Annotated in this window: 9 protein-coding genes; 3 read left to right on the forward strand and 6 right to left on the reverse strand. The window is 34.6% G+C overall.

Annotated features, from left to right (window positions below):
* Nucleotides 1-5 precede the first annotated feature (5 nt).
* The 6 genes from FHG05_RS09805 to FHG05_RS09830 form a co-directional block, all read right to left on the reverse strand.
* Nucleotides 6-3,080, reverse strand: coding sequence for a type I restriction endonuclease (locus FHG05_RS09805; protein ID WP_140997838.1), 3,075 nt, complete (start codon nt 3,078-3,080; stop codon nt 6-8).
* Nucleotides 3,081-3,798: 718 nt separating this feature from the next.
* Nucleotides 3,799-5,037 (reverse strand): hypothetical protein, encoded by a 1,239-nt coding sequence (locus FHG05_RS09810; protein WP_140997839.1) that lies wholly within the window; start codon nt 5,035-5,037, stop codon nt 3,799-3,801.
* Between the two features lie 379 nt (nt 5,038-5,416).
* A complete protein-coding gene (locus FHG05_RS09815) occupies nt 5,417-7,045 on the reverse strand; it encodes a hypothetical protein (protein WP_140997840.1) in 1,629 nt (542 codons plus the stop codon).
* A gap of 240 nt (nt 7,046-7,285) precedes the next feature.
* Complete coding sequence (locus FHG05_RS09820) at nt 7,286-8,323, reverse strand: phytase (RefSeq protein WP_140997841.1); 1,038 nt, start codon at nt 8,321-8,323, stop codon at nt 7,286-7,288.
* A gap of 261 nt (nt 8,324-8,584) precedes the next feature.
* Nucleotides 8,585-11,446, reverse strand: a complete 2,862-nt coding sequence (locus FHG05_RS09825; RefSeq protein WP_140997842.1) for a TonB-dependent receptor — start codon at nt 11,444-11,446, stop codon at nt 8,585-8,587.
* Nucleotides 11,447-11,612: 166 nt separating this feature from the next.
* The gene (locus FHG05_RS09830) at nt 11,613-13,022 is read right to left on the reverse strand and encodes a tetratricopeptide repeat protein (protein ID WP_181369162.1); all 1,410 of its coding nucleotides are present in this window, start codon (nt 13,020-13,022) and stop codon (nt 11,613-11,615) included.
* A gap of 400 nt (nt 13,023-13,422) precedes the next feature.
* On the opposite strand from FHG05_RS09830, the gene FHG05_RS09835 reads away from it, so the two are divergent.
* The 3 genes from FHG05_RS09835 (at nt 13,423) to FHG05_RS09845 (ending at nt 15,792) form a co-directional block, all read left to right on the forward strand.
* Complete coding sequence (locus FHG05_RS09835) at nt 13,423-14,454, forward strand: MBL fold metallo-hydrolase (protein ID WP_140997844.1); 1,032 nt, start codon at nt 13,423-13,425, stop codon at nt 14,452-14,454.
* A gap of 8 nt (nt 14,455-14,462) precedes the next feature.
* Entirely contained in the window at nt 14,463-15,101 is a 639-nt protein-coding gene (locus FHG05_RS09840) for a carbonic anhydrase (protein WP_140997890.1), read from the forward strand.
* Between the two features lie 112 nt (nt 15,102-15,213).
* A complete protein-coding gene (locus FHG05_RS09845) occupies nt 15,214-15,792 on the forward strand; it encodes a TetR/AcrR family transcriptional regulator (protein WP_140997845.1) in 579 nt (192 codons plus the stop codon).
* Nucleotides 15,793-15,796: the final 4 nt, after the last annotated feature.

Raw genomic sequence — 15,796 nt, forward strand, 5'->3', positions numbered from 1 at the left:
TTTTTCTATCTATATTGGTATTGTTGTAAATATTCGTTCACTATTAAATTATTTATGGTTTCAGTAGTTGAAAAATCCAACGGAATGTTTTCCTTTTTCTTAAATTCCTGAATCACCAATTGCAATAAATAACGTTTAAAGTAAGGTTCATTATTCATAAGATCTTCTTGTCCTTCTAATTTGGTATCTACTTGCTCTTTTACTTGCATTAACGCCTTATGCAATTGCATTTCTTTAGCGTTAAGTGTTCCTTTTTCACTCAAACGCTTATGAATACGAGTGTATTTTTCGTCATTAATATACTTTGCTTTTAACAATGCATTTTTACGATTCAATTCTTTGGCTTGGTCATATATTTTTTGAAGTAAATGCATGTTTTCAATCATGTCGGCTTGCGTAACTTCACTCAGATTTTTCTTTTTGAAAATACGTTCTAGTTCTTCACGCAAACTTACAAATTGTGGGTCGATTTGGTCAAAATTATTTTGGAGTGATTCCCTTGTTTTGCGTAATATATTTTTGAACTCATCGGCTAATACTAACTCGCTTTCATCAATTTTGATAAATTGAAAAATCACATCTTCCAAAGCGGTGTTTAATAAATTAGCTGAAGCTTCTTCATTACCAATACTTTCCACAAAATTTAAGTTATCTAATCGGCTTTGTGCTTCTAACAACAAGCGATTCCAAATATCAAAATCAGCTATACCACCTAAAGCTTCATAATTATTAATTGCAATTATATTTTTCAATTCTTTAGCAGTTCGTAAAGCTTTAACCAAGCGCAACAACTCATTTTTATCCGTAAGTTGGGCTATTTGTTGTGAAAATAATTCTCTGTTTTGTGTATCGTAATGGAAAAGCGTTTCTTTTATCTCTTGAATTTCCTGTTGGATTTCCTCTTCAGATTTAAACAAATACGAATACAATTCCATTTCATCGCCTAACTGCACTTGCAATTCATCAAAATACATTTTGTTAGTTCGGTCAAAAGCTTTGGATATATCAGCAAAATCAACTACATAACCGTATTGGTATTTTTTATAGGGTCGATTAACACGAGTTAAAGTTTGTAATAAATTGTGGTCTTGAATAACACGAGCTAAATACAGTTTCTTTAATCGTTTGGCATCGAAACCAGTCAGCAACATGTTGTAAACAAACAACAAATCAACCTTTCCTTTTTTATAGGTGGATATTAATTCTTTACGAATGGCTTTGTCGTTTTCATCATGTAAGATTAAAGCAGCAGTTAATTTTGGTTCCTCGCGATTACCATATTTTTCAGGTGGTTCGGCGGCCATTAAAATACTAGCATCAGTTTCTTGTTTTCCAAATTTTTCCTCAAACAATCGAAACAATTCTTTCGCTTGATTCGCTGAATCACATACTATCATTCCACCTAAAGATGTATCTTGTTTTTCCCATCTGAATTTAATTAAATCAGTAACAATATAATCTAGTAAGGGTTGCGCAAATTTTGAATGGGCATAAATCTGTCGTGTGCTAATATCGCCTTGCAACACTTTAATTTGATCCATTATTTCTTTCATTTCCATTTTGAAGTTGCCTTCAATTTGTTCACGAATCAAACGTAGTGTATAACCATCAGCAATCGACATGTTGTAGTAATACTTATGAAAATAATTACCAAACAACATTTTAGAATCGTATTCTTTAGCAACTTCTTTTAATAAAGGCGTTCCAGTTAAAGCGATTATAATAGCAGAACGGTCTGAATTAATTAGATTAGCTAAATAATTACCTTTAGGATTATAACTTCTGTGCGCTTCGTCTAAGAAATAAACACGCTGAATGTTAATATCATAACTAATATCCTTAATTGCAACAGCATCTTCCGAAAACTTCTGAATATTCACAACCGTAATTTCAGGAACTCCGCTATCGTTATGAATGGCACCAACTACTTTTAAATCAGCAATAAAATCTTGCTTCGAATTTACCTGTTTTACTTTCAAACCTCTATTAGCAAATTCGCTTGAAGCTTGAATTAATAAATCCAATCGGTCAACTATAAAATAGAATTTTGGAATGACTTGTTTCTTAGCGTAATAATCCGTTAAGTGTTTAACATTGTAATACGCTAAAGCCGTTTTTCCTGAACCTTGTGTGTGCCAAATAATCCCTTTTTTTTGTCCTGCACCAATTTTTGTTGCAATGGCTTGTGTGGCAAACAACTGAGGATAACGCATGATATGTTTTTGATAAGCAACTTTTCCAGTTACTTCTTCTTCCACATAGACAATGGCGTATTGTAAAACAAATTTCAAACGCTCTTTACTAAACAAAGAAGTCAAAATTCGATTCGTTGGTGTATTAGGTTGTTTATTTGTAATGTATTCTGGACTATTTTTAATAACAATCAAGTTGTTATCTTTCAAAAGTTCGTTTTCTGTTTTTTCGTCAACATCCTTCAACTTTTGTTGCACTGGATAATCTAAATCTTCTCTAAAATAATTGAATTGAACGTTCTCATAAGCAGGCGTAGCGTAAAAAGCTCCAAAAATCGGTTCTACTATTCCATCTTCATATTCCATATTGTTAGAGAAAACCAACAACTGCGTAATATTAGCAAAACGCCTAAAATGTTTATTTTTGAAACGCTCATTAATTCGAGTTCTTTCTTTGATAACACCCTCTTGATTATGAGGTTTTTTTACTTCAATAAAAGCTAAAGGCATACCATTAATTAAAACCGTAATATCAGGACGAAACTCCTCGTCTCCCGATTTACAAGTTAATTCTGTGGTAACATGAAATTCGTTATTGTTGAAATTTTCAAAATCAATCAATTTAACTCCAGAAGTCGAAGTTAATCTCTCGTAAAACTTTTTCCCCAAGTCTTCATAATCCAACTCCAGATTGATTTCATCTAAAATTCGTTGCGCTTCTTGTTCCGTTATTCCATTTAGTGCGGAAATCTTAGGAATAAAAATAGAAGAAAAAATATTATTACTTTCAATTCTATTTTGTTCATTCAAAGGAATATACTGATATCCCAAACGCATTAAATGTAATAAAGCTGGGATTTTTACCCTCGAATCTTCGTTGAATTTCATTCATCTATAATCTTAACCTTCAAACTTAGCAAAAATTATTGATATAGCCAATACGTATTTCTACCTGTTTTTTGATTTTTAGGAATTAGGAAATAGGGATTAGGAATTAGCAACTGAAAAGTCAGAAAGTAACTAAAAACAACAAAAAACCATCCTTTTTGGTAGTTTGCTACGCATTTTCTACGGACTTTGTTCGTAGAAAGTAGCGGTTTTATAGTACTTTACCGAAGGTTTTCCGAACAATCTCCGAACAAAGACCCTATTTAAGGGGTTTAAACACATCAAAATACTTCAAAACCAGTCATTATACGTCAAAACCAGTCAAAACCAGTCAGATTGAGGTTTGTAAGAGGTTTTTAAAGTGTTTGGTAAGGTAATTGTGGGGGTATTTAGGGGTTGGTCTAAAGTCATAAAGTCATAAAGTCGAAAGTCATAAAATCGAAAGTCATAAAATCGAAAGTTGAAAGTCATAAAGTTGAAAGACATAAAGTTGAAAGTCATAATGTCGAAAGTCATAAAGTTGAAAGTTGTTTATGATACAGATATAATAAAAAAAACAAACTTGTTTGTTTTGTACAAACAAGTTTATACATGAGCCACAGATAAAGATAAATAGCGTGTTATTACTTTTGAGAAAAGTCAAATCATAGGTAGTACAAAAAAACCGAAAAACTTTTGCTTTCCGGTTTTTATGATTTTGAAATAAAAATTAACACTACTATTTAATCAAATCAGATAACATTACAGAGTAGCCAATTTGAAATTGAAAAAAATCGTTTGTTTTATCGATATCTTGCGTAGGCGTTATATAATTTACTCTTGCAAATAATCGGTTAGCCTTATCATCAAAGGGATGCCAATAAAAATCTAATCCAAACTTTAAGAAATTAAAATATTGTCCATTTAAATATTCAGCATATGTTTGAGTTCCAGGACTAAACAATCGTGTCATTCTGCCATACACATCTAAACCAATATTGCTACTAGATTTTAAATTTAACCCTCCTTCAATAAAAAAGTTAGTGTTATTTACATTTAAGGTGTCTGTAGCTGTTCTTAATTTTGTAGCACCTACTCCAAAACCAGTGTCTAAATAAGCTCTACTTTGTGATTTGAATTCTATCCAACTATTTAATAAATTGACAGCAACCTCTGCATTTAAATATGATTTTCTTAGTATGTCAGAATTATTGAAATTATCAAACTCGATATATTTATCTTTGCTGTCAAATTTACTAGCATTTATATTTACTTTAAAATATTGCAGATAAAAAACACTATTTATTAAGGTTCTTCTATGTAAGATGTTTTTGTACCTTAAATCGGTTTGAACTAATCCGTTTTCTTCATTTCCGAAAAGAGCTAAAGCATCTGAATACAAACGAATATCAAAAATATTATTAATACCAACTCCTTTTTTTAACTCTAATTCTGATAGATCGGTTTCAGTTGAGTAGTCTACATCATCTGGAACAAATTGATTTAATCTTTTAGGTTCAATTATTTCTTGAAAAACAAAAAAATCAGTTCCGTTTAAAGCACTAATCTTATCTGTAATTTTTGTAAACCTTGAATGAGTTACTGGTATGGGTGCATTTTTATTAGTATATATCTGATTGTTATAATAAACAGTCAAATCATTAATATAACCATCCTTTAAAGAAATATAAATACTATTAATATCAACTACAGTATCTGTACCGTTTTCTGAATGTAAGGTAGCATTATTTAATTTGAAAACTAAATAGCCTATAGTCTCTTGGTCACTTTTTTCAAATGTTTCTTTTAAATCTTCTAACTTTTCTTTTAATTTTTTATATTGACTTAATGTTAATTCAGCAGCTTGTAAACTATTTGCTGTTGTTTCTTGATTTTCTTGATTTTCATTAGTATTCTCTTGTGCACGAAGAGAATGAAAACTTAAAAATAGGAATAATAAAGTAATTGTTTTTTTCATGTTGGTTTGAATTTAGTTCTTATAATTGGTTATAAAATTATGATTTATACATCCTACAACAGGTGTTTTTAACCTGTTTTCCGCCGATAGTAACGATGTTAATTGTTTTTAAATCTTATTCTTGTAAACTATTACTGTTTAAAAGTAAAATTTTCGATTCTAATAACCAATACCACAAAAGGGGTATTTTTAAGTCTAAAGTCATAAAGTCGAAAGTCGAAAGTCTTAAAGTCGATAGTCATAAAGTCGATAGTTACTTATTATACAGATGTAAAAGTAAAGAAACAAATTATGTCTCTAAACCAACAACTTTAAACCCACAACTTTAAACCATAAACTTTTAAACCATAAACTTTTAAACTATGAAATATAAATTTCCTTAAGGATTCGGTTGGGAAGTTTGTTTCTTCACTTTGCCAAAGTTATAGGTAATTCCAAAGAAATGTCCGAAAGAGAATTTGTTGCTCGTTGGCACGGTTCCATTGGTACCCAAATCATAAGAAGCCGAACCATCGGTGGCATACCCATCGGCAATAGTGGTTACTGCACCCATGGTTAAACCACCATGTAAAACTATACGCTCTTCTTTTCCTAAAATCAAACCACCCCCAGCAAGGATTTGGAACTTCTGATTGGCAGTAAACAAGGCTCCCACACTCAAAGCAGGGCGCACCCAAGACCCTCCACGCAGCGATAAGTTAATACTGGAACCAAAACCAAAGTCATAGTCACCTTGGTTCTTTTTATAAATGGCTTTTTGGGTTTCGGTAGTACCATTAGTGGTCACTTCTACATCTCTAGTTTCATATTCTTGATCCAATAAGGACGTAATAAAAAGACCACCGCTCACGTCTATTTTTAAACCGTCTTTTACCCAAACCGTATAGGTATAGGAATCTGTAACAGCAGGAGCACTGCCTTTATGACTACGTTCTACAGTTATTTCCACCGCATCAATGTTCTTGCCATTACTGTCTAATGGCAATAAATAATTGTACAATTTCAATTGGTACATCTTTTTAATTTCGTCATTAATGCCTTTAGAAAGATCGGTAATAGGCTGGGTGTTTTTCTTAAAGTCTTTCATGATATCGGGAAAGTTAATCGCTTCACCATTAATACCTTGTAAGTCTTTTAGGAGTTGAATATAGGTGGCATTAAAACCTTCTCTTTTTATTTTAAAATCGGCTGTATCCAAAAAGTCTTCTGCGGCTATAGTGGCCACATAATTGTTCAAATCAATGGATAAATCGGTAAACGATTGTTCTAATACCAAAATAGCGTTTTGTATGTTGGTAGCATCTTCTGCATCCGATTGCGCAGGAATGGCTTTCACAGTTTTTAAACTGTATTTTAAATTCGCATTGGTAATAAAATTCGCCGAATACTGAGATTTTGAAACATGTGCTTTTGGGGTTTGGCTTTCCAATTGTTTCTTCTGAATTTGCAGTTTACTGATGGTAGCGTAGTTGGCAGTCACTTGTTTTTCCAATTGGTCTTTGTCACTTTTAGCGGTTTTAGTATCACCAATTTTCTCTAATAAATCTTGGTTCTTCGCATGCAGTTGATTGATGGAATCGTCTAACTTTTGTGCTTCTTCAGAGCCAGCAGGTGCCATAGCGGCAAAGTTTTTAGGCGTAGCACTAATACGTTTGCCCACACTATCCAACGGGTTGTATACTTGTCCTTCAAAGAAGTTGACTACTTTGTGATTGATGATATAGCTGTACTTATACGGGTTTCCATTGATGAGGTTGAAGGCTAATAATTCTCTGGATTTGATGACCAACTTCTTATTGGTATGGATTGTAGCATCGTCGTCGTCATTGTCATCATCGTCGTCATCCGCTTGCTTGCTTTTGCTTTCTGAAACTTCTTCTTCTGTTTGTACCCGCAACGAACCTTTATGGGGTTTGCCTAAATCGAGGGTAAAGACTTTAGTGTCAATCTGAGCTTGTAAATAAAAGGATCCTAAAAAGAGCAGGAGGAAAGTAATTGTTTTTTTCATGTTTATGGTTTTAGTTTTGTATTGCCGACCTAAAATTAAGAATTAATACGCAAAAAGCCATAGGTACTTTTACCTGATTTTGGTTTAGGGTTAGTTGTTAGTACTTAGTTGTTAGTACTTAGTGATTCGGAAAGTGAGACTGAATACTGAGACTGACAACCGACAACCGAAAACAAAAAAAAAAAACTGCCTGATAATACTACCAGACAGCTTTATAAAAAAATACACAACAAAATGCTACTATTTCTTTTGGATACTATTTAAAATGGCTTGTTCTAGTTTTCCAAAATCATAGACATAAAAGTTTTTAGCATCGTTCATCGCTACAAAAATACCTTTAGGAAAAGCACTGCCTAAAGGAGTGGTTACGACATCACAACCATCGGTTTCTAGAGTGGTTAGATTAACTGCTGTTATAAACGCATTGGTTTTACGGTCATACACATTAAAAAGGCCGCGTTGCTGATCGGAGATTATCAGGTAACCCGATTCCGTTCCAGTTTTCGCAATGGCAATGCCTTCAATATCACTTTTAAAGTCGGTTGTTCCAAACAAACTAATTTCCGCATTGCCTTTTTCAGGATCAGCATAGTATTTGCGCACTCCATGTTGTTCATCCGAATAATAAATAAAGCCCATTTCATTGTCTACTGCTATGGCTTCAATTTCTTTTTTACCACTAAATTTCCCAAACTTACGTACCAGATGCAATTGCACTCCTGAGGCGTTGGAAACCAATTCATATTGGTACAAATAATTCTCTTTAGGCCCTGTTTTACGACCTACAATCAGATACACTTTATCGCTCACGGGTGCATGATAAATCGCAATGCCCATGGGCGCTTGAAAGTCGGGTTGGGTCGCATCGGTAAATACCTTAAAACCACCACCGTCTAAAGGTTGCATGTCGGGTACTGAAAACACACGTACTTGATTCTTTTCTCTTTCGGTAAAAGCAATAATATCCGTTTTAGTAGAATCGGTAAGGGTAAAGTTATAGGTGAGATCCACATTGTTAGGACGTTCAATATGGCGAATGGTTTTAGCTTCTATAATTTTCCCTTGCAAGTCAAAGGCATAAATACCACCATTGGTTTCTTTATCCGTACCAAAAATAATACTCTGAGAAGCATCTTTTGGGTTGACCCAAATCGCAGGATCATCGGTATCATTGAGGGTCGTTTCCGTAATAACATCGGGTGCTAAGGTTACTATATTAGTGTTTTGTTGGCAACTGCATACTGCCAGTATAAGGATACTATAAAAAATAGATTTCATGTTTTTAAATGATATTTTAATACTTGGTGTTTTTATATTGATGGAATAGGTTCGTTAGCTACTCATTTTTCTTGTTCTCGAAACACGTCACTTCGAGTGCGAAGCGTATCGAGAAGTTATGTTTAGTTTCACTACACTAAACCACTCGAACTGACGAAAAATTAGTAGTTACACACCAGATTCGTTTTTTAACTTCTAACTTCTAACTTCTAACTTCTGACTTCTGACTTCTAACTTCTAAATTCTAACTTCTAAATTCGATTAATACAAGTCATACTTAAGACCAAACGTTAGACGTTGCCCATAGAATTCGGCTTGTTGGGTTCTACTGCGGACCGATTGAAAATAGCGTAACGGTTGGTTGGTAATGTTCTTCAATTCCCCATACAAACTTAGTTTTTTAGATAGGTTTATGCCAATATTAAAATCAAAAAAGAGTTGTTGGTCATAATACCGATCTTCAAAGCTATTCCCTCCAATTTCATCGATATAGGCATCTGAGAAATTAGCAGAGAAACGCGCATTAAAATACTTATTGGCATACCCTAAGGAAGCATTTAGCAAATTAGGAGCGGTATTGGGTAAATCCAAATCATCGCGTTCTTCACCATCTTCGTTGCGTATTCCAGTGGCTTTAGACGTTAGGAAGGTATAATTTACATACACACTAAAGTTTTTCGCAAAACCGGGCAAGAAATCCAATTGTCTTTGGAACGCGAATTCCGCACCAAAAATAGTAGCAGCATCCCCGTTTAAAGGTTGGTACACCCGATAGCCTGTTGTTCCAGTACCCAAGGCATCTGAAGAAGCTTCTTCTTGGTATTGGTACACAAAATCATTGATCTTTTTAAAGAACAAACCACCAGAAAGCAAACCAACACTTTTAAAATAATATTCTCCAATAACATCAAAGTTCATCGAAGTAGTCGCTTTTAAATCGGGGTTACCAATAAAGATTTCCTCATCACCAGAAACAATATCAATAGTAGGAATTAAGTCTACATAATTGGGTCTTGCTAATGTATTGGTCCATGCCAAACGGAAAACCGTATTATTATTAGGAGCATATTTAAAATGCACACCGGGTAACACATTGGTATACGCATTTTCCTTAGTAACCGTTCCAACTAAATCGTCTTCATCTTCAATTTGATTCCCTGTAGCTTTTAGTTGAGTTGCTTCTACACGCACACCAATCAAGGTTTGTAATTTATCGGTTAGGTTTTGAGTGGTCATCACATAACCTGCCCATACATTTTCACTTACGTTATAATTGGCTCTTAAAAATTCAGAAGGCACCGATTCACCGTTTACTAATGCCAAAGCACCTAGCCAATTGGCATCGATATATCCTCCTAAATTGTATTTGTCGCCCGCTAAGAAAGCATCATTCGAAAGGTCTTTTAAACCCGTTAAATCCATAGTAGGATAAACACTTTCTAAATCGTATTCAAAGAAGTTATTGTCTCTGCTTTTGTTTTTAAAACGACCTCTTGCTCCAAACTTAAGTGTTCCATTGGCTGTACCAAAAAGAGAAGCAGGTAGTTCAAAGTGCGTAAAGAAGTTGACATCTTCTTCTTCTGTATATTGATATTCTTCTGTGATTTCATCAAATTCAAAAGCATTGAATGCAGTAGCATCCGCTGGATTTTCAGCAGACAACATAGGAAACTCACTATCCGAAAAGTCATTTATTACCGTATATTCCGTTTCATATTTAGCATAGCGTTCGTTTTTTCTTTCTTCCGAAGCTTTGGCATACGAAACCATCCAATCCGCTTTTACTTTACCTAAGAAATGTTTTCCACCTAGAGAATAATTTTGCATTCTTTGGTCTTCCAAACGGCGGTTTTTATTTCTATTGTTATCAATACCGCCTTTGGTTTCTTTAGCCACTTCTGCAGGAAAGCGTGACGGAAAACCATTGGTAATGGTAAAATCACCCGCTTCTATATCTTCAGCATCTAGCATTTCATAAGACGTACGGTATCTATTTTCACGATCGTCGCGCCAGTTGTACATCGATTTCAAATACAAGTTATGATTGGGATTAATTTGGTAATCCAAATTGGCCGAAAAACTTCTACGCACACGTTGTACCAAGTATTTTCGTGTTTCAAAAGCATTGGTATATGGGTTTACGGCCACTTCCTCTAAAATAGGGTCGCCATCCACATCGTCTACACCGGTGTAATATTCAAACTCATCCGTCCATTCGGCTTCTATATTATCCGAACCAAAATCGGTATCGTTAATAGAAGCGGCTACCATCCAACCTAATTTTTTGTCTTTGGTACGGTCGCCAATAAGTAGCGCACCATTTAAAATACGTTTGTTAGTAATAAAACTAATTCCAGAACCCAAAGTACTTGATAATCGGAATTGTTGCGGTGCTGTTGCCGTAACTAAATTAACAGAACCTCCTAAAGCATCCCCATCCATATCTGGTGTTACGGCTTTGGTTAACTCAATGGTTTGGATCATATCGGAAGGAATTAAGTCCATTTGTACGTTTCTATTATCGCCTTCCGCTGAGGGGATTCTACTACCATTTAACGTAACCGAATTCAATTGAGGAGACAAACCACGAACAATAATATTTCGTGCTTCCCCTTGATCAACTTGCATGGTCACACCCGAAATACGTTTTACCGCATCACCAATGTTGGCATCTGGGAATTTCCCAATTTGGTCAGTGGAAACCACATTCGTAATATTGATGTTGTTTTTTTGTGTATTTAAAGCCTTAGCCTGTCCGCTTAAGCCATACGAAACCACTTCTACTTCATTAAGCGTTAGGTTTTTGGGTTGTAGCGCAATGGCAAGTGTAGTTGTTTGATTTTCTAGTACAGTTACTTCTTGTTCTAAATCTTCATAACCTAAAAAAGAAATTTGGAGTTGGTACGTTCCAGCCGGAATAGCCAGCATCGAAAATTTACCATCGAAGTCGGTTGTAGCTCCTTTATTTAAAGAAGCAATAAGAACAGTTGCACCAGTTAAGTAGAAATTGTTTTCATCTACGATAGTACCTGTAATACTTCCTTTTTGAGCCATAGCAGTACACGTTATCAGGGTTAAAAATAACGTTACAAATAGCCTTTTTACAAAGCACAGTTTTCTCATTTTTTTTAGTTTTACATTTCTGACAAATGTAGGTCCCATAAGGGATTATTCGTTTTTAAGCTAGGCAACAAAGAGGCAACAACTCCTTTTTTTTAAGTTACAAGAAGGCAACAATAACACTTTATTTACATTAAGCTAACCCTAAGAAAAAAACAGTATTTTTTTCTTACAATTCGAGTAAAAAAGTGATTAATTCTGCTTTAGCATCGATAGGTAGTTTTTTCCTAAAACGATGTCTTGCTACGCGCACACTATCAGGTGTGACCCTAAGAATTGCTGCAATCTCTTTAGAAGATAAATTGAGTCGTAATAAAATACCCAGTTTTAATTCGGCAGGAGAGAGGCTTTCGGTGGCAACTTTAGAAAGTTTTTTAATAAAATCGGGATGTATTTCTTCAAAGAATACGGTAAATTCTTCCCATTCATTTTCTTGTTGCAATACAAAGTCAATTTCGTTAGAAATCTCTTTAATTTTAACTTCTAGGAGTTCGTTTTTGCGCCCCATACTATTTTTTAGTTTGGTCGAAAGTTCGGATAGCATTTTGTTCTTTTGCGCTATGTGTAAGCTATAACGAGAAAGTGCAGCTGTTTTTAATTCTAAATCCCGTTGTAAATTCTTTTCTTCAATTTCCTTTTTTTCCAATTCCGCTTTTAAGGTTTGTTGTTTGTAATTTTGAATTTTAAGTGTTGCTTTTCTCTTTTTTTGATAATAGACATATACCACTGCCATTGCAAATAGGAGTGCTACTGCTAAAATGAGTAGGGTTTTCTGATTGGCTTGGCTTACTTTATTTTGTTCTTGCAGAATTTTTATTTGATTTTCCTTCTGATTGATTTTATAATCCGCTTGCAAGAGATTGACTAGATTTTTATTTTCATTGGCAACCGCCTTTTGATTGTACTCATCAGCTATGAGTTTGTGTTCGTAGGCTTTTTGATAATTGGAAAGTAAGGCATAGGCTTTTGCTAAATCTTTATGACCGCTTTCTAAGAGATGATTGTCATTTAGTTTTTGGGCTAAGGTTAGCGATAAATTGGTATACGGAATTCCTTTTTTTAGCTCCCCTCTTTTTCGGTAGACATCACCTAGATTATTTAAAACATTAGCTTCTTGTTTCGATTGAGACCCTTTAAGGAGTTGGTACGCTTTGTTAAAATAGCTATGCGCCTTGTCAAACTGTTCCAAGTCTTCATAAATGCTGCCAATATTTTCATGAACCACAGCTATTTCTATCACATCGGTTTTGGTATTCAAAAAAGCCAGACTCTCATTTTCAAATTCCAAAGCGGTTTTATATTCACCTCTTTTTTCTGCATTTTCACCCAGTAAACTAAAAGCTAAGGCTTGTCCTTTGGTGTATTTTAATTGTTTCGCTACTGTTGATGCTTCCTGTAAAAAAGGTAAGGCCTGTTCGTATTTATGCATGGCATGATAGACTTTACCAATGGCATTATTAATTTGAACCAATAGTGTGTCTTTTTTATGCGTTTGTATTTGTTTTAATGCGTCTTGATAATACGATAAGGCATTGGCATACAGCCCATACTGGTTGTAAATAGTACCTAATTCAAGCATTTTTAACGCGATGTCTGGACTGTTTTTATTTTTTAGGGCAAGGTCTAATCCCTTTTTTTTAGTTTTCAGTTGTGTTTCGACCCAATCCTTTTGGGCAAACAAAGTTGAGGTGGTTAACAGAAACAGTAAGATAAAACGAACCAGCATTAGTTAAGATTAAATGAACTTACAAATAAGAGAGAATTACATTAAGTTACAATGATTTTAAAGTTAAGTAATGATTACTATTTTTAGTACTTAGTACTTAGTACTTAGTTGTTAGTACTTAGTGATTCGGAAAGTGGGACTGAATATTGAGACTGATAACCGATAACCTTAAAGTTATGCTAAAATAGAATTCGTTGAAACGATTAATTTATATCTTAGTTTCTTTTTAGAACGGAACTATAAACTATTAATCATGCGCAAACAATTTGGTGCTAAACCTACCAAAGCCGATATACAACAGTACGAGCAATCTCCACAATGGGATGGTGAACATTTTGTAAATAGCATACCTACTTCTATGGCTATTTCTTTACGAACATTACCGAAGTTATTGTACAAACAATTTTGTGAAAAGAAAGACCGCGAACCTTCACAGCCCTTACCGATAGTACCTTTTGATAAAGAGGCATTTGTAACCGATGACCATGAGGTGCGTTACATTTGGTACGGACATTCGGTAGTGCTCTTGCGAATACAAGGGAAAAACATCTTAATTGATCCGATGTTTGGCAGTAATGCAGCACCTATTGCACCTTTTCCCATAAAGCGTTTTTCTGAAAATACATTGGCTATTATAGATGAATTACCAACAATAGATGTCGTACTCTTGTCTCACGATCATTACGACCATTTGGATTACGATAGCATTCAAAAGTTACAATCGAAAGTGAAACAGTTTTATGTCGCTTTAGGAGTGAAAAGACATTTAGTGAAATGGAATATAAAACCTGAAAGCATCACTGAATTTGACTGGTGGCAACAAGTAAACTTTCACGATATCAACATTACGTTTACACCCACACGACATTTTTCCGGAAGAGGGTTAACCGATAGGGCCAAATCCTTATGGGGCGGTTGGGCACTGCAAACCCCTACTGAAAACATTTGGTTTAGTGGAGATAGTGGTTACGGACCTCATTTTGAGGTAATAGGGAAACGCTTAGGGACTTTTGACTTTGCCTTTATGGAATGCGGTCAATATAATGAAAACTGGAGTCAGATACATATGTTTCCAGAAGAAACTGTGCAAGCTGCTATTGATGCTGGGGTGCGAAACATGATGCCCGTCCATTGGGCCGGTTTTGCATTGGCACAACACACCTGGACCGATCCTGTAGTGCGTTTTGTAGCCGCTGCAGAAAAACACGAGTGTTTGTACCACGTACCGCAATTAGGAACTGTACAAAAAATAACGAATCAAAATCACACCGCTTGGTGGCAATAAACAATACCATGGATTTATACAATCAAATATTTCAGAACAATCAAGAATGGATTAGTAGTAAGAAAGCAACCAACGATTCTTTCTTCAAGTACTTAGCAGAAGGACAATCTCCAGAAATCTTATATATCGGTTGTAGCGATAGTCGCGTTACCGCAGAAGAAATGACAGGAGTAGAACCCGGGCAAATGTTTGTACATCGTAACATTGCAAATTTGGTTCCTAATAACGATAACAATTCGGCATCGGTAATTGAATATGCTATCGAATATTTAAAAGTCAAACATGTAGTCGTTTGCGGTCACTATTTTTGTGGAGGCGTAAAAGCTGCTATGGAAGCCAAAGACTTGGGTGTTTTAAACCCTTGGTTGCGTAATATTAGAGACGTATATCGTTTGCATGAAGAAGAGTTAGATGCTATTTCTGATGAAACCGAACGTTATAAAAGATTGGTAGAAATTAATGTAGAAGAACAATGTTTGAATGTGATTAAAACCGCAGTACTACAAAGACATTATTTGAACAGTGGTTTTCCTATTGTTCACGGTTGGGTTTTCGATATTAAATCGGGTAAACTGATTGACTTACATATTAATTTCGAACAAAAGCTAAAGCAGATTCAGAAGATTTATAATTTGGGTGGGAAGTAACACATTATCAATTTTCTTTATAGCACCATTAGAAAAAAATGAGATAAATTTTCTTATTCTGAAACACTCGTTTCAAAAAAAGATTTATCTTTGTAACCATAATTAGAAATATATGGCGCGCTGTGTAGAATTTAATGAAGTTGAAAAGATTGAAAAAGCAATGAATGTCTTTTGGGAAAAAGGCTACAATGCTACTTCTATGCAAGACCTTGTAGATGCGATGCAAATTAACAGAAGTAGTTTGTACAACACTATTGGAGACAAACACCAGCTGTTCATGAAATGTATAACTACTTATTTTGAAGCTAGTTTGTGTGAATTACAACAAAAAGTAGCGCAAGAGAAGTCGGCCATGCAAGCGTTAACCAATATTATTAATGACAAAGTCGCTTCTATAGTAGATACTGAAAAGAGTTGTTTAGGCGTAAAGTCGATTTTCGAGATGGCTTCAGAAGATGTAGATGTACGAAATCTGTTGACCAAAAAGAATGCGGTTTTCATTGGCTTTATTACTGAAATTGTACAAAAAGCCATGCAAGAAGGCTCTTTAGACGATACAGAAGATCCAGGTTTATTAGCAGAATATATCATGACCTCTTTTACAGGATGGAAGCAAGCCTATATTTTGCATAGAGACCCAATCAAGATTAAGAAAATGGCCAGTTTTTTAATAAAGAACATTAGTAAATAATGTT

It is taken from the genome of Flavobacterium profundi, assembly GCF_006491645.1.
Lineage (GTDB): Bacteria > Bacteroidota > Bacteroidia > Flavobacteriales > Flavobacteriaceae > Flavobacterium > Flavobacterium profundi.